The 23803-nt window shown below is 64.4% G+C and carries 16 protein-coding genes, 3 pseudogenes and 1 riboswitch; of the genes and pseudogenes, 10 read left to right on the forward strand and 9 right to left on the reverse strand.

All coding sequences use genetic code 11. The annotated features are described in order from the left end of the window. Positions 1-12 precede the first annotated feature (12 nt). The 4 genes and pseudogenes from B586_RS00655 to B586_RS00665 form a co-directional block, all read right to left on the reverse strand. The gene (locus tag B586_RS00655) at positions 13-750 is read right to left on the reverse strand and encodes a methyltransferase domain-containing protein (RefSeq protein ID WP_054878989.1); all 738 of its coding nucleotides are present in this window, start codon (positions 748-750) and stop codon (positions 13-15) included. A 14-nt stretch (positions 751-764) separates the two neighbouring features. Next, positions 765-873: pseudogene (locus B586_RS20625) on the reverse strand (sirohydrochlorin chelatase); the annotation flags it as partial. Between the two features lie 104 nt (positions 874-977). Further along, a complete protein-coding gene (locus B586_RS00660) occupies positions 978-2354 on the reverse strand; it encodes an adenylate/guanylate cyclase domain-containing protein (protein WP_054878988.1) in 1377 nt (458 codons plus the stop codon). An 85-nt stretch (positions 2355-2439) separates the two neighbouring features. Continuing rightward, a complete protein-coding gene (locus tag B586_RS00665; protein WP_054878987.1) occupies positions 2440-3420 on the reverse strand; it encodes an amidohydrolase family protein in 981 nt (326 codons plus the stop codon). A 90-nt stretch (positions 3421-3510) separates the two neighbouring features. On the opposite strand from B586_RS00665, the gene B586_RS00670 reads away from it, so the two are divergent. The 5 genes from B586_RS00670 to B586_RS00690 all read left to right on the forward strand — a co-directional run bounded on the left by B586_RS00670 (position 3511) and on the right by B586_RS00690 (position 9591). After that, a complete protein-coding gene (locus tag B586_RS00670) occupies positions 3511-4467 on the forward strand; it encodes a LysR family transcriptional regulator (RefSeq protein WP_054878986.1) in 957 nt (318 codons plus the stop codon). Positions 4468-4547: 80 nt separating this feature from the next. Continuing rightward, the gene (locus tag B586_RS00675) at positions 4548-5660 is read left to right on the forward strand and encodes an acyl-CoA synthetase family protein (RefSeq protein ID WP_047314594.1); all 1113 of its coding nucleotides are present in this window, start codon (positions 4548-4550) and stop codon (positions 5658-5660) included. A gap of 44 nt (positions 5661-5704) precedes the next feature. Beyond that, positions 5705-7081: an aldehyde dehydrogenase family protein gene (locus B586_RS00680; protein WP_054880788.1), complete on the forward strand. Its 1377-nt coding sequence runs from the start codon at positions 5705-5707 to the stop codon at positions 7079-7081. A gap of 42 nt (positions 7082-7123) precedes the next feature. Next, on the forward strand, positions 7124-8008 hold the full coding sequence (locus tag B586_RS00685) for an SDR family NAD(P)-dependent oxidoreductase (protein ID WP_156166409.1): 885 nt from the start codon (positions 7124-7126) through the stop codon (positions 8006-8008). Positions 8009-8013: 5 nt separating this feature from the next. Further along, positions 8014-9591 carry an AMP-binding protein gene (locus B586_RS00690; RefSeq protein WP_054880787.1) on the forward strand — a complete coding sequence of 526 codons (1578 nt, stop codon included), beginning with the start codon at positions 8014-8016 and terminating at the stop codon, positions 9589-9591. A gap of 13 nt (positions 9592-9604) precedes the next feature. On the opposite strand, the gene B586_RS00695 is transcribed toward B586_RS00690, so the two are convergent. Beyond that, positions 9605-14449: a cation-translocating P-type ATPase gene (locus tag B586_RS00695; RefSeq protein ID WP_054878985.1), complete on the reverse strand. Its 4845-nt coding sequence runs from the start codon at positions 14447-14449 to the stop codon at positions 9605-9607. A gap of 221 nt (positions 14450-14670) precedes the next feature. Beyond that, on the reverse strand, positions 14671-15708 hold the full coding sequence (locus tag B586_RS00700) for a sigma-70 family RNA polymerase sigma factor (RefSeq protein WP_418001144.1): 1038 nt from the start codon (positions 15706-15708) through the stop codon (positions 14671-14673). Positions 15709-15834: 126 nt separating this feature from the next. Here B586_RS00700 and B586_RS00705 point away from each other — a divergent pair. Both B586_RS00705 and B586_RS00710 read left to right on the forward strand, forming a co-directional pair. Beyond that, a pseudogene (locus B586_RS00705) lies at positions 15835-16528 on the forward strand (SDR family NAD(P)-dependent oxidoreductase). A gap of 15 nt (positions 16529-16543) precedes the next feature. Continuing rightward, entirely contained in the window at positions 16544-17278 is a 735-nt protein-coding gene (locus tag B586_RS00710) for a DUF899 domain-containing protein (protein ID WP_054878983.1), read from the forward strand. A gap of 43 nt (positions 17279-17321) precedes the next feature. Here the strand turns inward: B586_RS00710 and B586_RS19690 are convergent, their stop codons facing one another. Together B586_RS19690 and B586_RS22375 are read right to left on the reverse strand one after the other, a co-directional pair. Further along, complete coding sequence (locus B586_RS19690) at positions 17322-17555, reverse strand: hypothetical protein (protein ID WP_197079913.1); 234 nt, start codon at positions 17553-17555, stop codon at positions 17322-17324. A gap of 159 nt (positions 17556-17714) precedes the next feature. Beyond that, complete coding sequence (locus tag B586_RS22375; RefSeq protein ID WP_257720470.1) at positions 17715-17849, reverse strand: hypothetical protein; 135 nt, start codon at positions 17847-17849, stop codon at positions 17715-17717. A 206-nt stretch (positions 17850-18055) separates the two neighbouring features. On the opposite strand from B586_RS22375, the gene B586_RS00725 reads away from it, so the two are divergent. The 3 genes from B586_RS00725 to B586_RS00730 all read left to right on the forward strand — a co-directional run bounded on the left by B586_RS00725 (position 18056) and on the right by B586_RS00730 (position 22945). Next, the gene (locus tag B586_RS00725; protein WP_054878982.1) at positions 18056-20056 is read left to right on the forward strand and encodes an acyltransferase family protein; all 2001 of its coding nucleotides are present in this window, start codon (positions 18056-18058) and stop codon (positions 20054-20056) included. A gap of 280 nt (positions 20057-20336) precedes the next feature. Next, positions 20337-20511, forward strand: a riboswitch (M-box (ykoK) riboswitch). A gap of 309 nt (positions 20512-20820) precedes the next feature. Further along, entirely contained in the window at positions 20821-20994 is a 174-nt protein-coding gene (locus B586_RS19695) for a hypothetical protein (protein ID WP_156406678.1), read from the forward strand. Positions 20995-21139: 145 nt separating this feature from the next. Continuing rightward, positions 21140-22945, forward strand: coding sequence for an NRAMP family divalent metal transporter (locus tag B586_RS00730; RefSeq protein WP_054878981.1), 1806 nt, complete (start codon positions 21140-21142; stop codon positions 22943-22945). On the opposite strand, the pseudogene B586_RS19700 reads toward B586_RS00730, so the two are convergent. After that, positions 22942-23605, reverse strand: a pseudogene (locus B586_RS19700) (zinc-binding dehydrogenase); the annotation flags it as partial. The gene B586_RS00730 and the pseudogene B586_RS19700 sit on opposite strands and share 4 nt — an antisense overlap. Positions 23606-23803 lie beyond the last annotated feature (198 nt).

Below are 23803 nucleotides of genomic sequence, written 5' to 3' on the forward strand. Positions count from 1 at the left end.
GTCCGCCGCGACTCACCGCTTGCCGCGGACCCACTGAAAGGTGCCGACATTCTTGACTCTCACGCTGGCGAACCCGTTGCTCTCCAGGATGTCACCGATTTCGTCGTCGTCGAACACGTGGGCCCCGATGTTGGGCAGCATCCGCCAAAACCGGGCAGTCCTCCCGGCAGTGGGAACCATCACAGCCAGCCCTCCACCGGGCCGCAGCACTCGCGCCATTTCGGCCAAGGCGGCTGCCGGGTCGGGAACCAGCTGCAGCACGGCGATCGAAACGACCGCGTCGACGGTGTTGTCGCGCAACGGAAGTCGTTGTGCGTCCGCCCGGATGAAGCCGACTTGTGGTCCTGATTCAGCGCGGACGGCGCGGGTGAGCATCGGCTCGGAAATATCAACGCCTAACGCCAGTCCATCCGGGCCGGCGGCGCGTGCCAGTGACGCCGTGATACTGCCGGGACCCGAGCCGACGTCCAGTGCCGTTCCGCCTGACGGGATGTTCAGCCACTCGGCGGGGTGCTGCCACGCGGTGATCAGCCGGCGCGAAATGGCTTGGGCATTGTCGTAAAGCATCGATCCGATTGGCGAGGCCCACGCGGCTTGGATCGCACCGGTGTTTTTCGGGACTGCGTCGTTCTCGATGGGGCCGAGCAAGTCGAGGTAGCCCTTGCTGACGTCCGGATCCGCGGGCGGCTCAGCGAGGAGATCCAGGGCTCGGCGCAAGGCGGGCGGCAGCGATGTGTGTACGTCGGTCATGCGCGCCGCTCTCCCCCTCGCCGCTTCGCGGCTGGGAGGTACCCCCACCTCATCGCTTCGCTCTGCATCGTCGCTGGCGGTATTCATTGGCGCGCCGCTCCTCCTCATCGCTTCGCTCTGCATCGTCGCTGGCGCGGGTCATGCCCACTTCCTTTCGACCGAAGATCCCAGTTTGGCAGCCTACGCCCAACCCGAGCGGGCCTCGATAGTTCGGAATCGCCGGCCCGCTACCGCCTGACGGCCGCGTGTTCGCGTACCAGGGCATGCAGGCGCCACCGCCCCGGCACTCCCTTGAGTGGACTTTCGCCGCGGTCGGCGAACCTGTGTCGTGAGCCGGTGACGATATCGCGCAGCGTCGAAGACACCAGCACTTCGCTGGTACCGGCCAGTGCGGCAACGCGGGCAGCAATGTGCACCGCCATGCCGGCGATGTCGGCGCCGCGGACCTCGACCTCACCGGCGTGAATCCCCACCCGCACCTCGATGCTCAGGACCCGAACCGCGTCGACGATGGCGTCGGCGCAGGCAAGCGCGGCGCTTGGGCTGCTGAACGTCGCGACGAAGCCGTCGCCGGCGGTGTTGACTTCACGACCGCCGAACCGCTGCAGTTCGTGGCGCACGATGGTGTCGTGGTTGTCCAGCAGGTCGCGCCACCGGTCGTCGCCGAGCGTTGCCGCGCGCTCGGTGGAGCCGACAATGTCGGTGAACACGATTGTGGTGAGCAGGCGCTCGGCCTCGGAACCGCCCCGTACGCCGGTAATGAATTCTTCGATCTCGTCCAGCATCGGCCCGGTGTCGCCGACCCAGTACAGGGCGTCTTCGCCGGATAACTCGACAAAGTGTGATCCGGCGATGTGCTCGGCGAGGTAGTGCGCATGAGCGACCGGGCTGAATCCCGGGTTGTCGCGATGCAAAATCAGCGTCGGCACGGCGATGCGTTCCAGTGTGTCGCGAACGTCGGCCTCCCGAATCTTGGTGATGAAGGCGCGCGCCATGCTGGGGGACGCGGCTCGATTGCCGGCCATATCCCACCAGGAGCGGAACGCGTGGTCATCCGCAATTGAGGGAGCGATGATGCGCAGCACGTCGAAGCCCTGCTCGACGGCATCCGGCTCGATCCCGACCGTGGTAAATGGATCGGCGCTGCTCAGCGCGGCGCCGATGGGGTAATCGGGCGCCCGCAGCGTGCGCGCCGCGCCATTGACCATCACCAAACTGCTCACCCGCTGCGGGTAATCGGCAGCAAGAACGAGTCCGGCCAACGACGTGAAACCGGGGGCGAAAATCGTCGCCCGCTCGCATCCCACTGCGTCCAGCACCGCGAGTGCGTCCTGCGCCCACGACTTCGGCCCGATCACGTCCAGCGAGGCAACCCGCGACGACAGGCCAATCCCGCGTTGGTCGAACCGGACCACCCGGCAGAAGGACGCCAGGCGTCGATGAAACCGGTACATCGAGGGCTCCATGTCGACGCAGTCGATCGGGACTAATGGCCCGGGTAACACGAGCAGGTCGACCGGGCCATCGCCAAAGACCTGATAAGCGATGTCGGTATCGCCGCAACTGGCGTACCGGGTCCGCGGAGCCCCAGAAAGCCCAGCCACGGATTCAGGCTAGTTCACCAACGCCGACAGGTGGCACACGATGATCCCGAAGCAGCCATCTAACGGCAATTCAGACTCGAGTACTTCAGATGCGCAGCACCCGTTCGGCGTTGCCGTGGGCGATCTTCTCGCGGTCGCCGGCGCTAAGTGTGGTCCGTTCGAATCCCTGGACCGCGTCGTAGCAGGACTCGTAGGGGTAGTCGACGGAGAACATCACCGCGTCGGCGCCGACTTCCAACACCGCACCGAGCATCACCGCGGGCGAGAACACCCCGCTGTTGGTGAACACGATGTTGGTGCCGAGGTAGGCCGACGGAACGCGCTTCAATGGCGTGGTCGCCGCTGAGGCCGCGTAGCGCGAGTCCAATCGGCTGCGCTGAAACGGCAAGAACTCGCCCATATGTCCCAAAATCATCGTCGCGCCGGGATGGCGGTCGAACACGCCACTGAACAGGATCCGCAGCGCATGCCCGCCGACTTCCGCCGCCCAACTCCATGTCGCTCCGTACAGCTCCGGACGCCCATCGAGGACACGCCAGTGATCGGCCGGTGGCGCCCCGGGGTGCAGATACAGTGGCACGCCAAGGGATTCCGCTGCCGACCACAGCTCGTCGTATTCAGGCGCGTCCAGGTAGCGGCCGCCCGGACCGGTCACGCAGTCGTTGACCAGTGCCCCACACAACCCATGCTGGGTGACGGCGCGTTCCAGCTCCGCCGCGGCGGCGGCGGGGTCTTGCAAAGGCAAAGCGGCAAAACCGCGGAACCGCTCCGGGTGTTCGCCGATGACCTTCGCCAGATAGTCATTAGCGAAGCACGCGTTGTGGCGGGCTTGCTCGGCATCGATGTCGACCTGTAGACCGGGCACGGTTAGGGACAACACCTGGATGTCGATACCGGCGTTGTCCATCTCCGGCAGCCGGTATTCGGTGAAGTCGGGCAGCTGGCGTTCAAATCGCTCCGTGTATTCGGGCTTGAACCTCCGCATCATGCGCTGAGGTTCCGACGTGGGTTGCAGGTGGGCCAACTCAGGAATGAAAAACGCTTCCTCCAAGGCGATGTAACGCATTGGTCTTCCTTCTTGTCGTCGCTAATGCCGTCGCCTTCGACTGTGCTCCCCATCCACCTATTTGCAAAATGCATAATTATTATGACTTATATGTATTCGACGCATATTGACCGAGTCGATCTGAATCTGCTGCCGCCGCTGGCGGTGCTACTGGAGGAGCGCCACGTGTCCCGCGCGGCCGACCGACTTCGCCTGAGCCAGCCCGCAGTGAGTCGAGCTCTGCAGCGGCTGCGTCGCCACTTCGGCGACGAGCTATTGGTGCGCGGACCCGACGGCTATTCGCTGACGCCACGTGCCGAGCGCATCCGTGCCCAGTTGACGACGGTCGTGACCGGTTTGAACCAGCTGTTCGACACCGAAACTTTCGACCCAGCCACCGTGGCCCAATCGTTTCGTCTGGCGGTCAGCGACTACACCGTCTCAACGTTTGGCCCTGCGCTGGTTCGGCAAATCCTGCGGCAAGCACCAAACTCGACGGTCACCTGTGAACCGCTGGACGTGCGTGCATTCGACAAGCTCGACGCCGGCACGGTCGACCTGATCGTCTACGGGCGCCCGGCGCCCGAGCGATACCGCGGCCAACACCTTTTCACTGATCGGTTCGTCTGCGTGGTGGCCGCGGAGCACCCGCTCGCGCGACGCGCATCGGTGTCATTGTCGCAGTATTTGCGCTGGCCGCATCTCAGCATCGACATTGGCCAACCGGGGGTTGACCGGGTGCTCGAGGCATGCGGCACTGCGCGCCGCATCGCTGTCGTGATGCCATACCACGTCTTGGGGACCAGCATTTTGCCCGGTACCGAACTGGTCCTAACCGTTCCGGCTCGACTAGCTGCCCAATACGCCGACTCGAGTCGTACCCGGGTACTCGGCGCGCCCCGTGAATTGGGCGACTTGCACTTCTATGCGGTGTGGCATCCGCGCGTCGACGACGATCCCTGCCACAGCTGGCTTCGCCAGATGGTACGCACGGTCGCCGCAACACCCGCCCAGGCCGCGCCGCAGCTGCGCGGCCGATCCGCGCCGAAATCCATCGCAGGGCATTAGCTCCTTGCTGAAACCGCGCTGTGCAAAGAATTTGCCGTCGAATGGGCGAACGTTCACCGGTATCGGACAGGATCGGTGGCATGGCCGATATCGATTTTTCGCTGTTGGACGTCCCGAGATCGGTGCCAGTTGACGACCCCGAGGCCTACTTGCGCACCGCGATCGCCTGGCACTTCGGCGAGGACACCGGTTGCCGGTTCTGGTTGCGCACCGCGCAGACGCTGCACTTCGACCCGCTGACCGACGTTAAGGTATTCACCGATCTGCGCTTATTTCCCAACCTCGTGCATGAATTGCGACGTGTGCCGGTCGAAGATCTCATTCCACGCGGCTACGAATTCCCGGGCTCCGCAGGATCTCGAGCGCCGTTGCCGCAGGTATTCGAATCCGGTGGCACCACGGGCGCTCCGAAACGCACTGTGCAAATGCCGGATTGGATTGCGCAAGTGGTCCAGTGGCAAACCGAGGACTTCGCCGCGGGTGGTTTTCTGGCAGGTCAGGGCTTCTTGTGTTTGATGCCCAGCGGCCCGCACGGTGTCGGCTATTTCTCACGCCTGGTTTCCGAACGGCTTGGCTCGGTGTTCCATCCGATCGACATAGATCCCCGCTGGGTTAAGAAGCTCGCCGCCCGTAACGCTGCCGTGGACGTGGCGGCATACATCGACCACGTGATCGAGCAGGCAGTGTTCATTCTGCAGACCCAGAATGTCGCGAATTTGCACACCACCCCGCCGCTGCTTGAGGCAATTGCACGCAACGACCAAGTAGTGGACTTGGTAAACAAGAAGATTCGCTACCTGCTGCTCAGCGGCGCGCATGTAGATACCGACACGCTCGACGTGCTGCGCAACATCTTCCCGACCATCACGATCACCATGGCGTTCGGGAGCACCATGGTTCTTTCGCAAGCGGTCACCCGAACTACCGACGATGACTCGTTCGTTTTCGACCCGCGGACACCCTACGTGGTGTTCTGGGTGGTGGATCCCGACACCGGAGAACAAGTGCCATACGGCCAGGTTGGCCAGGTGGTGATGAACCACATCAGCAAGGGAATGTTCATTCCGAACAACCTGGAGCGCGATAAGGCGGTCCGGATGCTTGGGCCCGCAAGGCAATTCAGCGATTCGGTGAGTGAGGTACGGTCGGTGCCTTCCTTCGAGGGCGAGCCCGTCATCGAAGGTGTGTACTGAACATGAATTCCGTTGTACGCCAACAATCAATTGTTGCAACTGATCTGGTGTGCCTAGATGCACTCGGCCCCGGCGGAGAATACCGGACCCGCAATCGCGAAGTCGTCATGAGTACCGCCGGTGAGCCGGTCGCCGCGTTGAGCATAGTACCGTTGCTATATGTTTCGCGCAGCATCAGTGCGCAACGCAAGATCAGACCGCTTCCGGTCGCACAGCGCGAAGCGGCGTTGACCAGCGCGGCCGATGCCTTCGAGTCCGCGGTCATCGCGGAACTGGACTTCGACACCTATGTCGAATTGGCCAGCCGGATTTCGGGATTACCGATCGCGGTGACCCGCGCCGGTGCCAACAGCGTGGTGCGCGCCGTTGCAGCGGCATTCGATGCGGTGCGGCCGGCTCGGCCGACCGGCGCGGCGTTCGACTGGCGCGAGGAGAACACCCGCAACTGCGGCGCGGTGTGGACGCGGCGCGGGGAAGTGTTGGCGGTGCAGGCCGCTGGAAACGGTCCGGGCATTCACGGTCTGTGGCCCCAGGCGCTCGCGCTGGGATATCGGGTGGCGGTGCGCCCGTCGTGCCGCGAGCCGCTGACCGCCCACCGCCTGGTCAACGCTCTGCGCCAAGCGGGGTTTCGTCCCGAAGACGTGGTCTATCTGCCCACCGATCATCGCGGGGCAGACGAGATCATTCGGTTGGCCGACCTCGCCATGGTGTACGGAGGTCAGGACGTTGTGGACAAATACGCGAACGATCCACGCGTGCTGGTGAACGGGCCAGGACGCGCGAAGATCCTGATCAGCGCCGACCGGGATTGGCGCGACTACATCGACATCATCGTCGACTCAATCGCCAGCCTAGGCGGAATGGCGTGCGTCAACACCACCGCGGTGCTCTACGAAGGAGACCCGGCCCCGTTGGCCGCGGCAATCGTCGAGCGGCTGGCTCGGATTGAGCCGCTGCCGGCGCACGATGAGCGAGCGATACTGCCCACCCAACCCATCGACGCGGCGCGCGCCCTGGCGGGCTACCTGGCTATCAATGCCGCGGGAACGACGGCGCTGCTCGGTGCCGATCAGGTCGTCGCCCCGCTAAGTGACGGCTGTGCTGCGTTGCGCCCAGCCGTGCATCTGATGGCCGAGCCCGATTCGGCCACGCTGGTCGACAAGCTCAACGTCGAGTTGCCATTCCCGTGTGTGTGGATATCGCCGTGGTCGCGCAGTGTTGGTCTAGAACCGTTGCGGCGTTCGTTGGTCGTCACCGCGATCACCGGCGAGGAACAGCTAATCGACGACCTACTCGCCGAACCGACGATCAGCAACGTTTACAGCGGCCACCACTCAACCTGCTACGCAGCACCGGACATCCCGCACGACGGGTTCCTGGCTGACGCTCTCATGCGCACCAAGGGCTTCATCAGAGACTGACGCGGTAGTTTACGAATCGAGGAGTACCGAAAGCAGACGCACGTGATAGCGCAAGCCTTGAGGACAGCCACCGATACCTTGGTTAACCCAGCGCGGGTATCGGATCCCGATAAGTTGCGCAGGGCCGTTTCCGGCAAGACCGTGCTGGTGACTGGCGCGTCGTATGGAATTGGCGAGGCGACCGCCCGCAAGCTGGCCGCGGCAGGAGCGACCGTGCTGGTAGTTGCCCGCTCGGCGGACCGGCTCTTCGACCTTGCTGCCTCGATCAACGCGGGTGGCGGACGAGCGTTCGCCTACCCGACCGATCTGACCGAGGAAGCCGCCGTCAACAGGCTGTCCAAGCAGATCACCGAGGCCCATGGCCCGCTGGACATCCTCATCAACAACGCCGGTAAATCGTTGCGCCGGTCCCTGCATCACCAGTACGACCGTGCCCATGATTTTCGACGCACCATCGATATCAATTACCTGGGGCCGATTTGGCTGCTGCTCGGTGTGTTACCGGCTATGCGCAAGAACGGCGGCGGGCACATCGTGAACATTTCAAGCGTCGCCGTGCGCCTGGCGCCCGGCCCACAGTGGGGCGCCTACCAGGCCTCCAAAGGGGCTTTTGATCGCTGGCTACGCAGCGTGGCACCGGAACTGCACGCCGACGGCGTGGATGTCACGTCGGTCTACTTCGCCTTGGTCCGTACCCGGATGATCGAGCCGACGCCGATCCTGCGCCGACTGCCGGGCTTGTATCCCGATGAGGCGGCCGACGCGATCGCCAAAGCGATCATCGAGCGGCCCCGTACGAACGAACCGCCCTGGGTGCGGCCGACCGAGTTGGCCTCGGTGCTGCTGGCCGGGCCCGCCGATCGCGCGGCCCGGCTGTGGCACCGCCGGTTTTTCGCCGACCTCGGCAGCGCGCGAAAGGACTCGTAATGACCATGTTGACCGACAGCGTGGTCACTACCGCGGCCCGGGCATTGCTGCACTCCGGATTGCTTGGTCTGCCCGCCCCGACCGCCGTGCCGCGGCTGGTCCGCGCGGTGTGTCGAGGCGGCACAAATCTGTACACCCTGCTGGCCATTGCGGCGGCTCGCTGGCCGGAACGCACCGCGGTCATCGACGACGACGGCGCGCTGCCCTACCGCGAGCTGCAGTCGAAGACCGAATCGCTGGCCCGCGAGCTGGTCTGCGATGGTGTTGGAACGGGCCAGCCGGTGGGGATCATGTGCCGCAATGGACGCAATTTTGTTGCGGCGGTTTTTGCCGCCGCCCTGGTGGGTTCCGACGTGGTGCTGGTGAACACCGAATTTCGCGCCGATGCGCTTGCGGGCGCGTTGAGTACGCACCAGATCGGAACCATGTTCGCCGACTTGGAATTTGCCGAACAGATACGCGGGATCGACGAGTACATCACGGTGATTGACCCGGCAACCGTAAACACCCAACAGGGCGTCAAGCGGCCCAAGGTCGCGCCGTCGGGACGAGTCGTCCTGCTTACCTCGGGCACGACGGGAACACCCAAGGGAGTGCCACGCATGCCCCGAATGTACTCGGGCGTGGGCGTCGGCGTGACAATTCTCGAGCGCACCCGGCTGCGGGTCGGATCGCGAATCGCGGTGGCGGTGCCGATGTTTCACGGGTTTGGACTCGGCATGCTGATGCTGACCGTCGGCCTGGGTGGCACGGTGTTGACCCATCGGCGCTTCGACGCCGAAGCCACACTCGCGCAGGCGTCGTTGCAGCGCGCCGACGCCATGAGCGTGGTCCCGATCATGCTGGCGCGCATCCTCGACCTGCCCCGACCGGTGCGAGCCCGCAACCCCGTGCCGTCCCTGCGGGTGGTGCTGTCCAGCGGCGACCGGCTCGATCCCAGCTTGGCGCGTCGGTTTATGGATGCTTACGGCGACATCCTCTACAACGCCTACGGCTCAACCGAAGTCGGCATCGGCGCGCTGGCGACACCGGCCGAACTACGGCATGCCCCGGAAACCGTGGGGAGGCCGGTCGCGGGATGCCCGGTACGCATCTTCGACAGCAGCGACAGGCCCGTCGGGCCGCACGTGACCGGACGCATCTTCGTCGGCGGTGAACTGACATCCCAGGGCTGCACAGCCGGCTCGGTCGTGGGAGAAGCCAAAGCCGTCATTGACCAGATGATCGGCACCGGCGACATAGGCTATTTCGACAATTCGGGCAGGCTATACATCGTCGGCCGCGAGGACGACATGATCGTGTCGGCGGGCGAGAACATTTATCCGCGTGCGCTGGAAAACGCGCTCGCCGAGCACCCCGGCATCGCCGAGAACGCGGTCGTCGGTGTCCCCGACGAGCAGTTCGGGCAACGACTGGCCGCGTTTATCGTGCTACGGCCGCAGAGCGTCATCGACGAGCTGGAGATACGGGAGTACTTGAAGGGCAAGGTGTCTCGCTTTGAACAGCCCAGAGATATTCGCCTTGTCGATAGCATTCCGCGCAATCCCGCCGGCAAGGTGCTGCGCACGGAGTTGACCAACTAAGCGGGTCGAATACTCACTCTTGATCGGGTTGCACGATACCGACAGCTTTGTTTAACCACTGGGGTGCCAGTACCGAGACTGCGGTGGCTCCTGCCGTGGCAGTAATCACGCCTGACCAGGCGACCGGACCAAGCGGTGTGCACCCGAAAAACTGGCTGATCACCGGGGTTTGAATGATGCCGATTAAGACACCCGCGCTGCCCAGGGCGGTTGCCACGACGAGCGGGCTGTGGCGTCGTGCGAGCAGGGTCTGCGCCAGCTGCGTCGTCACCAATGCGGTCAATCCCATTGTTGCCGTTCGTCGTTCGGTTCCTGGCGTCCAGCGTCCGATGGCCCAGGCCGCGGTTGCGCCGGCGGCCGTGACCACGCCGCGGCTGACGATCTGGCGCATCAGCGGCGCGTCGAGCGAGGGTGTAGGCCCGGTCAGTACCTCGCGTTGGTGTGTTCGTCGCGCTTCGTCGTCGGTTTGATATTCGTCCTCGTCGGGTTCTTCGTATTGCGAGGTAACGGCGACCGCCAGCGCGGGGAACATATCGGTGAGTAGGTTCACCAACAGCAGTTGACGGGTCCCCACCGGCGCTCGTCCAGCGCCGAACGCCGTCCCGATGATGGTAAAGACAACTTCGCCGACATTGCCGCCGACCAGAATCGTGACCGCGTCACGCACGCCCGCCCACATGCTGCGGCCTTCGACCAGGGCATCGAGCAATACACCCAGATCGTCGTCGGTCAAGACGATGTCGGCGGCGCCGCGGGCGGCTGAAGAACCGCGACCGCTCACCCCGATGCCCACGTCGGCCATCCGGATGGCGGCGGCGTCGTTGGCGCCGTCACCGACCATCGCCGTCACTCGCCCGCAGCGCTGCAACGCCGCCACAATCTGCACCTTTTGTTCCGGGCTGACCCGGGCGAAGACCTGTACGTCAGCGGCAAGTTTGGCGCATGCGTCCTCGTCGAGGCCGATAAGTTCGGCGCCGGTCACTACCCGCGCATCCGGTGGCAGGCCCAACTGGCCGGCGATGGCCCGTGCGGTGATGGGGTGGTCGCCGGTGATCAGCACGACGTTGCGTTTGGCGTCCACCAACGCTTCGATCAACGGACGTGAGGATGGCCGTGCGGTGTCCGCTAGTCCGATATAGCCGATCAGCTCGAGGTCATGCGCGGCAGCGTCAACGGCTTCGGCATCGGTGTCGTCATCGTCGGTGGTGTCGTGGTCCCAGAAGCGTTGCGCCACAGCCAGAACGCGTAGGCCTTGCTTGGCGAGGTTGTGCACCAAGGACTCGGCATGCGAAACGTCGGCTTCCGGATCGGCGAACCGGCAACGCGGCAGGATCTTTTCCGGAGCACCCTTGAGCATCAGCATCGGCGCCTTACCATTGCCGGTGGTTCCGATTGCCGCAGCGTAGCCGCGGCTGGACTCGAACGGTACCTCGGCGAGCAGCGTCCAGTCCGAATCGGTATGGCCGTTAAGCGAACTCGCTGCCGTGAGGATCGCCTCGTCGGTGGCGTGCGCGTGGCCCTGCCCGTCGTGCGGTTGGGTGGACGCCCGCGCGGCGTCCCGCAGCACCGCAGCAGAGCGCGGATCGGTGGTGTCGGGAAGCGGATCGTGTGGCCTACTCGTGCTCGGCACCGCGCAGACGACGCGCAGCCGATTCTCGGTGAGCGTGCCGGTCTTGTCGAAACATATAGTGTCGACGCGGCCCAGGGCTTCGATAGTGCGGGGCGAGCGGACCAGCGCACCCCTCGCCGTCAAACGCTGGGCCGCGGCGAGCTGGGAGAGGGTGGCCACCAAGGGCAGGCCTTCCGGGACGGCGGCCACGGCGATTGCGACACCATCGGCGACTGCTTGACGCAGTGATGCGCGGCGCAGCAAAGCCAAACCCGTCACCGCGGCGCCACCGGCCAGCGTCAGCGGAAGGACCTTGCTGGTCAGCTCCCGCAGCCGTGCTTGCACTCCGGCCGACGTTTCCACATCGGCGACCGCCGAGATCGCGCGGTGCGCGGCGGTGCCGACCCCGGTGGCCACCACGATCGCGCGGGCACGTCCTGCCACGATCGCGCTGCCTTCGAACAGCATGCTGGCCCGATCGGCGTCGTTGACGGCGACGGGGTCCACTCGCTTGTCCACTGGCAACGACTCCCCGGTGAGCAACGACTCATCGACTTCGAGGTCCTCGGCCACTAACACGCGGGCATCCGCCGGCACCACTTCCGGCGCGGCCAGGTCGATCACATCGCCGGGCCGCAGCGACTTGGCGGACACCGTGACCGTCCGGGTGGCGTGCTGTGCCGCCTCCAATCGACGCCGCGTCGTCGCCACCGCCGGGACAACGACGCGGCGCACCAACTGGTCCTGCTCGGCGAACAGCTCGGCGGCAGCCGCCTCGGCCCGCAACCGTTGCACGCCACCGGTAATCGCGTTGACGGTCATCACGCCCGCGACCAAAAGGGCGTCGACATTGCTGCCAACAATCGCTGACGCAGCTGCCCCGACGGCCAGGATGGGAGTCAGCGGGTCGGCGAGCTCATGCCGGGTCGCGGCCGCCAGCCGAGCCAGGTTGGTTGCGGGTTTACGCAGCGGCGACAACGCCCTGGTGTAGGACAAGTCGTCGAGACGGCGTCGCCAATCCGGGGTACCAGGCTCGACGGCCAACGGTCGTGCGCCGCCTGCCAGTCGCGAGTAAACGATCTCGGGGTCCAGCGCGTGCCAGGCGGTCAGCGGTTGCGGGGTGGGATCCGGCAGCCGAAGCACCTTGTTGGCCGAGACGGCGCCGGTCACCAATGCGGTCGCTGCGGCCGCATTGACCGGACTAAACCAGCGCCGCAAGGTAATTGGGCTAGCGGCTTTGCTGCCAGCGCCCCCGGTGATCAGCAGCAGCCCGGCCAGGGTGGTGCCGCCCTGAGCAAGGTGCACCGACGATACACTGGCCGACCGGGCCACGGGCAGCGCCGACAGGATCCGCACTGCCGCAGCCAAATCGGTGCCGGTGATGATGTCCGCGGTCCACGGTGTAGCCGCATGGGGATCGTCGAGGGCGACCCCGACGTCGGCGATGGCAAGTGCGGCCAGCGTATCGGTCGATGCGAAGTCCCGGTGCACGGCGGTGATCAGCAACACCGGCCCACGATCGGTGCGCAGCTCACGTACCAACTTCAGCAGCGGGGTACCTGGCGGATGCGTCGCGCCGACGCTGGCGGAAAGATCTTCGGTGCCAGCTACATGACGCAAGACCACTCGCGCTCCAGTTCGGTGCGCGGTCTGCAGCAGCGGGATCGCATAGGGGTCGACCTCCCAGCCGACGTCGACACCGCCGACGCACTCGCCATCGACCACCAAGTCTGCGTGCTCACGGCCCTGGGCGGGCGTTGCCGACGGCCCCTGCAGTGGCACCCATCTCAGCCGCGCGCCAGTGGCCGGCAACTCGTCGGGGTCGGGCTCGGGTGCCCGCTCACCGTGCAGCAGCGCGTCGGCAACCTCATAGACGCGGTCGTCGTCCCAGCCGGGCGCATTTCCCCGGGCAAGCAACACCGCGCGGTGATCACCACGCAATGCGGCGCCGTCGATGACGACCACCTTCACCCGGTCCAGGCGGCGCAGCGCGCCTGGATCGAGCACCAGTTGCCCGGCGTTGGCCAGCCCGCGACCCAGTATCGCCGCGAACGCTTGCCGGCCCATATGCGCCGCTCTTGGCACCCCGGCCAGGATCGCGCCGGCCGCGTCTTCGGTGCCACCGCCGGCGAGCAAAGCGCTCGCCGCGGCAATCAACGAACCGTTGGCCGCCGAATCGACATAGCTCTCCACAGGTCCTTTCATGGACCCTTTTGCGGTGTCGATTGCTGCGTCGATTGATCCGCCGACCACGACGTGCGACGCCTCACCCGCCGCCGCGGCTGCCCAGTTGTGGCGCGGGGCATGCGATTTCGCTCCGGCCGACGAGATCACGGGGACCACCGGCGCTTGCGGCCGCTTGAGTGAGGCCAGTTGAGGCTCTCGGTCTCGCCACACCCGTCGGTGAGCCGCCGCCTCGGAGAGCTGCAGGCCACGTTGCGCCAGATCCAGCAGCGGTGTGCCGACCGCTTGGGTCAGCCCGTTCGCCGCCGCTGTGGTAGCGCTGAGTGCAATATCGGTGCCCACTCGACCCAATCGTGACTCCAGCAGTGACACCATGCGCGGTTGATGATTGACCAGAGCTGCCGCGGCCCGGGTAGTTTGCGGCGCGGCGGGCAGTCGGGCGACCCAGCCGGTAACTGCGGCACTCAACGCGACAAGGTCCATTGCTGCGGCGGTTAGCGGCACCAGAATTGCCAGCGGGTTACCCGGGTCGGCAAATGGCGCCACCTTGGGTGCCGACCCCGGCCCGGTCAAAGCTAAGTCGGCGGCCAGGGCAACAACCACGTCACGCACCCTGCCCAAGACAACGTCGCTATCCGCGTCCTTGTCGAGTTCGATTACTAACCGGCCCAATGAGCCCTCGACATGGGCCTTGGCCACGCCCGGAATCCGGCGAACCGGCTCCTCGACGACCGCTGCATGCTCGTGCCAGCGGGGGAACGACAGCAGCGGATCCAGGTCCAGGTGCACACGCTCGCCGCTGTGCCAGCGCACCGGCGGCTCGACCCGGTTGGCGGAGCCATTCGGCGAATTCGACGAATGGCCCGACCCGAGCGCTCGGCCGGTGGATTGAGCCACCGACTGCACCAGCGGGCCAGCGAACTCGACGACCGGGCTGGCCAGCATCTGCACTGTGTCGGCAGCCCCAGCCGCCGCATGCGCCCCGGCCCGCACCACCTGCGCTGCTCCACCGGTCACGCCACCGACCACACTGCCCACCAGGTCGGTCACCTGCGGAATCTTCATTCCTTACCCTTCAAGCCCCTTCAAACCCCTTCAAGCCCCTTTAAAACCCGTCAAACCCTTCAAGACCCGTCAAACGTCGCTACCGCGCCTAATCCTGCTGGCGTCTCCCCGACATGTCTACCGACAGGCCCATAGATAGGCGAGCAAGCAACATCGGTGGCTGCGTAGGTGCTGGGCTTTCGCTGAGCTACGAGGGGGTAATCGCCGCACCGTGAGGAGCCTCACCGGCTCAACGGCAAACCGAACGCGCTAAACAGCGCCGGATCGAGAAAGACGGTGAGGGCAGCGGTGCCGGGAGTGAGGACGTGAATGGAATGGGCCCGCATGACGTGGTCGGAGCTGCCGGCGCTGCGGCGGTATTCGGCAACAGCGGGCTGTGCGTTTGCAGCGGTCGGGATCAGCGCCACGTCGCCCCGCTTGGCGAAAGCACGGGCGGAAAGGAAGCGCAGCACAGTGTCTCGACCGGTGAACCACACCGGCAGCGGCGGCATTTCGAGTTTGACGTCGGCTTGCAGCAGCTTGGTAAGGGCGGCCATATCCGCGTTTTCAAACGCCGCACAGTAGCGGTCCAGCAATGCACGCCGTTCGGCCGGATTGTCCCAGTCGGGCTCGACCGCGTCTTCCTCGGTGGCGGAGACCTCGGCGAGGCGGGCGCGGGCCCGCTGCAACGAGCTGTTGACCGCGGTGGGCGTGGTTTCTAGGAGCTCGGCAACTTCGGCGGCGCTGAACTGTACGACGTCGCGCAGGATCAACACGGCTCGCTGCCGCGCCGGCAGCTCGTGCAGGGCCGTCATCACAGCCAGACGCACACTTTGCCGGACGGCGAAGGCCGTCTCTGGGGTCTCTCGCAGCAAGGCGTCGGGGATCGGTTCTAGCCACCGATGGGTGCCGCCATTGCCGTCGAGACTGGCATCCGGGTCGACCGAGGCTGCAGCCGGTGGGCCTAGCCCGGCGGGCAGTACCCGGCGGGCTCGGTGTTCTAGCGCCCGCAGGCACGCGGTCGTCGCGATCCGATACAGCCAGGTCCGCAGCGCCGCGCGTTCCTCGAACTCCGGGTAGCCACGCCAGCCGCGCAGGTAGGTCTCCTGGACAAGGTCCTCGGCGTCGTGCACCGAACCGAGCATGCGGTAACAGTGCGCGATCAACTCGCTACGAAACGGCGCCGCCCGCTCGATGAAATCCTGCTGAGCCGGCACGGTCGTTCTCCTATCTGGGTTCCCTGTCCGTGGCGCGGGGTCCGAAACGCTACACCAGTACAGAGACATTCGAGGGCAGAAATTCATCGGTCAGTAGCGATGAATTCGGGCGCCGCACCGTATCGGAATTAATGCGAGCGAGAGCCGTTCGACGGCTCCAAGCAGTTGACGCCGAAAGCGAGAAGGATCGTGAAGCAGCCCGTGAAAACCCACGCCAATCATCTCGTCGGCACGACGGCGATCGTGACAGGCGCGAGTCGTGGATTCGGCCGCGCCATCGTCGCGGCGTTGTTGACCGCCGGCGCCCATGTCATCGGTGTCGCGCGTACCGATACCGATCTTGCCGCGCTACGCGACGAGCTAGGCGACGGATTTACCGCGGCAGCCGGCGACGCCGCCGATCCGGCGATGGCTGTCCGGCTACTCGACGAGTATCGGCCGCGCACACTGGTTTTGTGTGCCGGGGCCACCCCGCAATTGACTCCGCTACCAGACCAGAGCTGGGAGAGCTTCAGCCAGAACTGGAATGTGGATGTCGCGCAGGCGTTTCACTGGACCCGCCATGCGCTACGCCAGGGCTAAAGCTACCGTCCGATTCATCACCAGCTACGCGGCCAGCGAAGCAGAGCGGGTCGGGCTGGGGATCGGCTTCGTGTCCGTGCTCCCGCAACTGACTCCCGCCACTGATCTGGGCGCCAAAGCCATTGCCGCCTATGCCAAGCGGCAAGGTGTTGACGTTGAGACGTTCGTGCAGGCTGGCGGACCCGCGCTCAGCGCGGAGCAAGTTGGTCGGTCGGTCGTGGGGCTCGCCGCCGGCGAGCTCCACGACCACAGTGCATACCTATTGACAGCCGCCGGCCTGTCGCCGTTGGCAAGCTACTGAAAGGTGGACAAGGCAATGAACGCACCTCCGATTGTGTCGGCTCGTGAGTGGGCGGCCGCGCATCAGCAACTGCTGGTCAAGGAGAAGGAACTGACCCGGGCCCGGGACGCGTTGGCGGCCCTGCGCCGGCGGATGCCATGGCTGGCCATCGACCAGGAATACGAGTTCGACGGGCCGCAGGGCATCGTGAGCCTGCCGGACCTGTTCGGCGGCCGTCGTCAGCTGATCGTTTACCGCGCCTTCTTCGAACCCGGCGTGGATGGCTGGCCCAACCATGCCTGCCGTGGCTGCTCGATGATTGCCGATCATGTGGGTCACCTTGCCCACCTAAACGCTCGCGATACCACGCTGGTGTTCGCCTCGCGGGCGCCGCAATCCGACATCGAGCGCCTGAAAGCGCGGATGGGCTGGAAGATGCCGTGGTATACCATCACCGACAGCTTCGACGCCGACTTCGGCGTAGCTGAATGGCACGGGACCAATGCATTCATCCGCGACGGCGCCCGGGTGTTTCGTACCTACTTCATCAACAACCGCGGCGATGAGGTACTGGGCAACACCTGGAGCTTCCTGGACATGACGGCGCTAGGGCGCCAGGAGCAGTGGGAGGACTCGCCCGAGGGCTACCCGCGGACCGCGCCGTACGAGTGGTGGAATTGGCACGACGAATATGGCGAACACACGCCGTCACGATGGTTTGGTGAGCCCGATCCTAACGATCCCAGCGACCCGCGACCGCCGCGCCGCTAAACAGACGCTAAAGCGACCCGCAATTCGGCCTACGAAGGCTGGCTTACAAGTATCGGTGGTTTGACCTGCCAACGTGGTACCCAGCGGGGAAAGACTTCTCGATCACCTGCAGTCGATGGTCCACTCTGGACTCGAGCTCGAGAACGACGCAGCTATCGCTGACGGTTTTCGATTCGAGAACTATGTACCGTTCACCGTCGCCATTGACATCGGTGATCGGGTCACCAGAGTGCAATGCTTCGACGGGCACCAACTCTGGGGTTCCGTGTGACTCCACGAAAACACAGTAAGTCAACTCGACGAGACAGGGAACACCCTCAGTTGAGGCGGAATCTGACGGCTGAACTGGGGCGCGGCCCGGCTAGTCTGCGTTTTTCAGTGAGCGTGACCAGCCAACGATGCGGGAGTCCTTGCCGGACAAGGCTCTTCGCTTGCGTTAGCTGCCGCGGTGCACTGCGGCGCCGGTGTCAACCTCGCGTTGCTTAAAGAACACGCTGATGCGAGAGATCAGGCCGTCGATGTGGATCCGGCTGGCCCGAGATAGCAGAACCCCAGATAGGAAGCCTGGCATGGGGAAACCGTGGCGTGTCTTCGCCGGTATCTGCTGGCGTCGCATCTAAGCTTTGCGGGGATCAACAGGAGGAGCAGCGACGTATCGGCAGCAACTATGGCGCCGGACGCCTTGGTGGCCAGGGCGCACTAACCGCGAACATTGAGCCGGGCGGGACTCATCCCGCGCCGGCTTATTCTGCTGAGCGGCCTCGATGGGTTGCTCCTGTGCGGCGTGCTGGTCGGCTGGCGATTTGGGACCAACCGGAGCGGCGCAACGGCATTCCAGCCTTGGATGGGCTTCGCGCGATAGCGGTTGCGCTGGTGCTCACCCAGCATGGCGGCATCCCCGGCCTGAGTGGTGGATTCATTGGCGTCGACCTCTTTTTTGTCCTCAGCGGATTCCTGATTACGTCGCTGCTGCTTGACGAGCTGCGACGCACGGGGCGTATTGACCTGACCGGCTTCTGGATTCGGCGTGCGCGCCGGCTACTGCCGGCTTTGGTGTTGATGGTGCTCACCGTAGGCGTGGCCCGCGAACTTCTTCCGTACCAAGCGCTCACCGGATTACGGAACGATGCGATCGCCGCGTTTTTGTGGGTAGCGAACTGGCGCTTCGTGGTCCAGAAGGCCGACTATTTCACGCAAGGTGCGCCACCCTCGCCTCTGCAGCACGCCTGGTCGCTTGGGGTGGAGGAGCAGTACTACTTTGTCTGGCCGCTGCTGCTGATCGCGGTAACCCTACTGTTAGCCGCGAGGGCCAGGCGGCGTTGCAGCCACGCGACCATCGGTGGAGTGCGATTGGCTGCCTTTGTGCTCGCCTCGTTGGGGGCGCTGGCTTCTGCCGCAATCGCCGTCGCCCTTGTTTGTGACGCGACGCGCGACCGAATCTATTTCGGCACCGATACCCGTGCGCAAGCGTTGCTGGTCGGCGCCGCAGCGTCGGCTCTGCTGGTTCGGGATTGGCCGTCGCTAAACCGTGGCTGGTGCTTGATTAGGACTCGGTGGGGGCGCCGGATCGCTCGGCTCCTACCGGTCCTCGGTCTGGCAGGGTTGGCGGCGGCGACTCACTATGCAACGGGCGGTGCCGCTGACTTCCGCCACGGGCTGCTGATCGGGGTCGCAATTGCGGCCGTCGTTGTGATCGCGCCGGTGACATTGGAGCAGCGCGGAGCGGTGGCCCGCATCCTTGCGTTGCGCCCGCTGGTGTGGCTGGGCACCATTTCGTACGGCGTTTACTTGTGGCACTGGCCAATCTTCTTGGCGCTCAACGGCGAGCGCACCGGATGGTCCGGAGTCCCACTGTTCGCCGCTCGGTGCGCCGCGACAGTGGCAGTGGCGGCAGCATCCTGGTGGTTGATCGAACAACCCATCCGCCGCTGGCGACCGGTACGAGTGCCGCTATTGCCGTTGGCTGCGGCCACTGTGGCTAGTGCTGCTGCGGCGACGATGTGGGTGGTTCCGGTGGGAACCGGACCGGGCTTGCGTGAGATTGGTCTGCCGCCGGGAGTGTCGGCGGTCGCGGCCGTATCGCCGTCGCCGCCGGGAGCGAATCGTCCAGGTCCGCGGGACCCCAACCAGCCGTTCACCGTTTCGGTATTCGGCGACTCGATTGGGTGGACCTGGATGCATTACCTTCCGCCGACGCCCGGATTCGCCTTTATCGACCACACCGTCATCGGCTGCAGCCTGGTGCGCGGCACACCATATCGGTATATTGGCCAAACCCTGGAGCAGAGACCTGAATGTGACAACTGGCCCAGCAGATGGTCGACGCAGATCAACAAGGACCGTCCAGACGTCGCACTGCTGATCATTGGTCGTTGGGAGACGGTAGACCGCGTCAACGAAGGACAATGGACCCACATCGGCGATCCAACCTTCGACGCGTATCTCAATGCAGAGCTGCAGCAAGCACTGAATATTGTGGGTTCCACCGGTGTTCGAGTGGTCGTTGCCACGGTGCCCTACAGCCGCGGCGGTGAAAAGCCGGATGGTCGGTTGTATCCGGAGGATCAGCCGGATCGGGTGAATCAGTGGAACACCATGTTGCGCAATACAGTTAGTCAACATCCGAACGTACAGATCCTCGATCTGAACAAAAAGTTGTGCCCGGACGGCGTTTACACCGCTAAGGTCGACGGCATTAAGGTGCGCAGCGACGGTGTCCACCTCACCCCGGAAGGTGTTAAATGGTTGACGCCGTGGCTAGAAGAGTCTTTGCGGTAGCCGTAAATCGCTGGTGCGGCAACTGAATTTCATGCTGTCGCGATGTTGGCCGGCGAAATCGGTGCTCACGTAGCCGTTGTCGGGGTTACGTACATAGTGCGCCCGTCATCAGCCACTCGAGTTCACCAACCTTCTCACGAAACAGCGACGTTTGACTTTTCGTCTCGGTCGAGCGTCGCCGCGACCCGGGGGTCTTGCAAAGTGGTGACCATGGTCTCGAGGGTAGGCCTCTGTAAAAGGCGTTTGACGAGCAGTGGGTAGCGGGTGTAAGCATGGACTGCAAGCACCTCGGTAGGTGAGGCGTCTGTATGGATATAGGCCACTGACCCCGAACGTCGAGAGACGCCTCGGGTCAGGACAGCTCTTCCCGGACCCAAGGGTTGAGCCCAAGTGGCTTCTGGACGTTGGTCCAGATACGTCGTGCAGTGCCAAAGCTCCGACGAGAGGGGTGTGTTCGGCGGCCCGCTGCTGAACGTTTCTGCCTCTTCCGTACAGGTGACTATGTCGGCACCCGCGTGTGTCCCGGCCGTGAGGAGGTGAGGGCGAGATGAGTCCGAGTGACAGTCCGTATGCGAAAACTGTCTTGTCCCGATCCGGTCCCGGCGTTCCTTCTGTCGCCTGAGCTTTCTCGGACGTTCTGTATGCATCTATCGGTATGCGCGGGTTTGCAGCACATACCTGGATGCGTTTTGACGCTGTGAAAGCCGTTGTGCATGACGCGCTGAATGCCACCTACCGATTGGGTTGCTGGTAGGAGAACGATCATGATCTTTGTTGTTGCACAACGTGTTACCGGTGCTACGACGGTGGCCGGATGGTCGATACTGCGCGCCGGTCGGCTGCGAACCAAGAGCCGGGGCGTCCGGCGCCTCCCGACTCCGCAGGAGCGGACCGACCGGTATCTAGCGCGGATGCCGATTTCGGTAATCGCCGGCTAGCTGGGCGGTTATCCGTCGGTCAGTGCGGAGAACCACCGGGATTCATCCCGCTACGACCCACCCAGCGGCGCGCGCTGCCCGCTACGGGGCATGCCCTGTCGCCCAACCCTTTTGAGCACGAGCCCGTCGAGATAGCGAGAATCCAATGACTTCCATCTCCACTGACGCAATCAGTGCCGTCGCGGTCCCGCCGACCACTAGTGACGCTTCCGTGTGCGTCAAAAGCCCTGCGACATCACGGGTAACACCCGACGCTTCCGGTTCGGCGGTGCTGGATTCCGCGCATGTCGGTGACATCGTTGGCGCGTTTGGCCGCATCGGGCGGGACGCCACCCATGCGGGCCGCAGTCGTTGGCAACAACTGCGACTGCTGATGGTCATCACCGGTCCGGGACTGATTGCGATGATCGGCGACAACGATGCCGGTGGTGTCGCGACCTACGCACAGGCCGGACAGAACTATGGGATGAACCTGTTGTGGACGTTGGTGCTGCTGATCCCGGTGCTGTATGTGAACCAGGAGATGGTGCTCCGGTTGGGTGCGGTCACCAGGGTTGGACATGCGCGGCTGATTTTCGAGCGGTTCGGTAAGTTCTGGGGTGCGTTCAGCGTCGGTGACCTGTTGATTCTCAACGCGTTGACAATCGTCACCGAATTCATTGGTGTGTCACTGGCACTCGGCTTTCTGGGCTGCCCGAAGACGATCGCTATACCCGCCGCCGCAGTGCTGTTATTCGCGGTGGTCGCCGGCGGCTCATTCCGTCGTTGGGAGCAGGTGATGTTCATGCTGATTGCGGTGAACGTCGCTGTCATCCCGCTGGTGTTGTCGGTGCATCCCGCCCTGGGCCCAAGCCTGCACGGACTGATGCCGTCATTGCCCGGCGAACCTAATTCCCCGACCTCTGTTGTGCTGTTAGTCATCATGGCGATTGTGGGCACCACGGTGGCGCCCTGGCAGTTGTTCTTTCAACAGTCCAATGTTGTTGACAAGCGCATCACGCCACGCTGGATGCGCTACGGCCGAGCCGATCTGGTCATCGGCATCGTCGGCGTCATGGCGGGGGCGATCGCCCTGATGTCGGCCACCGCTTTCGGGCTGGCAGGTACCGCCGACGCTGGCAACTTCACTGACGCGGGAGCGGCAGCATCCCACCTGTCCAACCACGTCGGGCACCCGATCGGTGTATTGTTCGCGATCATCTTGTTGGACGCGTCGTTGATCGGTGCCAACGTCGTCGGGCTGGCCACCACTTATGCACTCGGTGACGCTCTGGGTAAGCCACATTCGCTGCATTGGAAGATTACCGAGGCCCCGCTGTTTTACGGCAGCTATGCAGCGCTTCTTGGGATATCGGCTGCGGTCGCGTTCAGCCCCGATCACATCCTCGGTCTCATCACCCAAGGTGTGCAGGCTCTCGCCGGTGTTCTGCTGCCTTCGGCAACTGTCTTTTTGGTGCTGCTGTGCAATGACCGCCCGGTGCTGGGTCCGTGGGTGAACACCGTTCGCCAGAATGTCTTGGCGTGGACGATCGTGTGGTCGCTGGTGGTGCTGTCGCTGATGTTGACCGTGGTGACATTCTTCCCCAACTTGTCGACCGCGACCCTGGTGAGTGGTCTTGGTGTCGGCGCTGCGCTTGGCGTGGTCGGGGCTACCGCCGTCGTTGCGGTCGGCTGGTTAGCCGAGCGACGCGGCGCGGGGGGCATCGCGCAGCAGCCCAGCCGACCGGGTTCCGAACAAGCGGAGTTCGATGCGCTACCGAAACTGACGCGCGCTGAAAGAAGGGCGTTGTGTGATGAGCGTCGCGCAAACTGGACCATGCCCGCCTTAGCGACCTTGGATCGGCCGGTCATGTCGCCGGTGCGCCGGGCCGGGCTGTTGACGCTGCGCGGCTATCTGGTGCTGGCCTGCGTGTTGGTCGTGGTCAAAGTTGTCCAGGCCGGCATCGGCTAACTGCCGACCTGTGGCAGCAACACGATTTTGCCGTGCGTGTGTCGCCGCTCGAGTTCCTCGAACGCATCGACGATCTGGTCGAGCGGAAAGGTCGCGGCGATGTCGAACTCGATCGCGCCGGTGGCGACCAGGTAGGCGATTTCGGCGAGCACTTCAGGTGTCGACGCCTCGGCACTGCCCTCGGTCTTGGCGCCAACTTCGCCGGCCTTCTGGAAAGCGATGATGGTATCGATCCGTTCCGAAGCTACACCGAGATCCACGGCGAACTGAACATAGTCGGGGCCGAACAAGTCGATGAATGCGTCGATTCCGTTCGGCGCCGCCTCCCGCAGCCGCCGAAACAGCGACCGCCTCACCCGGTTGGGGCACGACCGCACGGACGGCCGTATACGCCGTCGCACCGACAACGTACAGCGAACCCGCTACCTCCCAACTCAATTGGGGAAGTTTGCGAATCAACTGCCCCACCGGAACAGCGGTGTGAGTGGCGTGGCTGGAGCGGCGGACGGCGAACCCCAGGACCTCGTCGCCGACGGCGAACTCGGTGACGTCGGGCCTCACGGCGGTCACTACGCCGGTAAGGTCGCTGCCCTCGCCGGACGGAAACGTGGCGGGAAATATCTCATGCACCGCGCCAACGCGGATGGCGGCTTCGCCGGGTCATCGCGACCCATTACCGGTGAATCGACGCTTATGCCTTGGCGCACAACAGCATAGGTGGTGACGTATGATTTCCGATACTGCGTCAGCAATTCGCAAGCGGTGACGGTGTTGTCAGTTATTGCGGGTTAATCTGGAATTCGGCAGCACGTAAGTTGCCCAGTCAACGGGGGGCTTTCCTGTCCGGCTCAATTCGCT

It is taken from the genome of Mycobacterium haemophilum DSM 44634, from assembly GCF_000340435.2.
GTDB classification, from domain to species: Bacteria; Actinomycetota; Actinomycetes; order Mycobacteriales; family Mycobacteriaceae; genus Mycobacterium; species Mycobacterium haemophilum.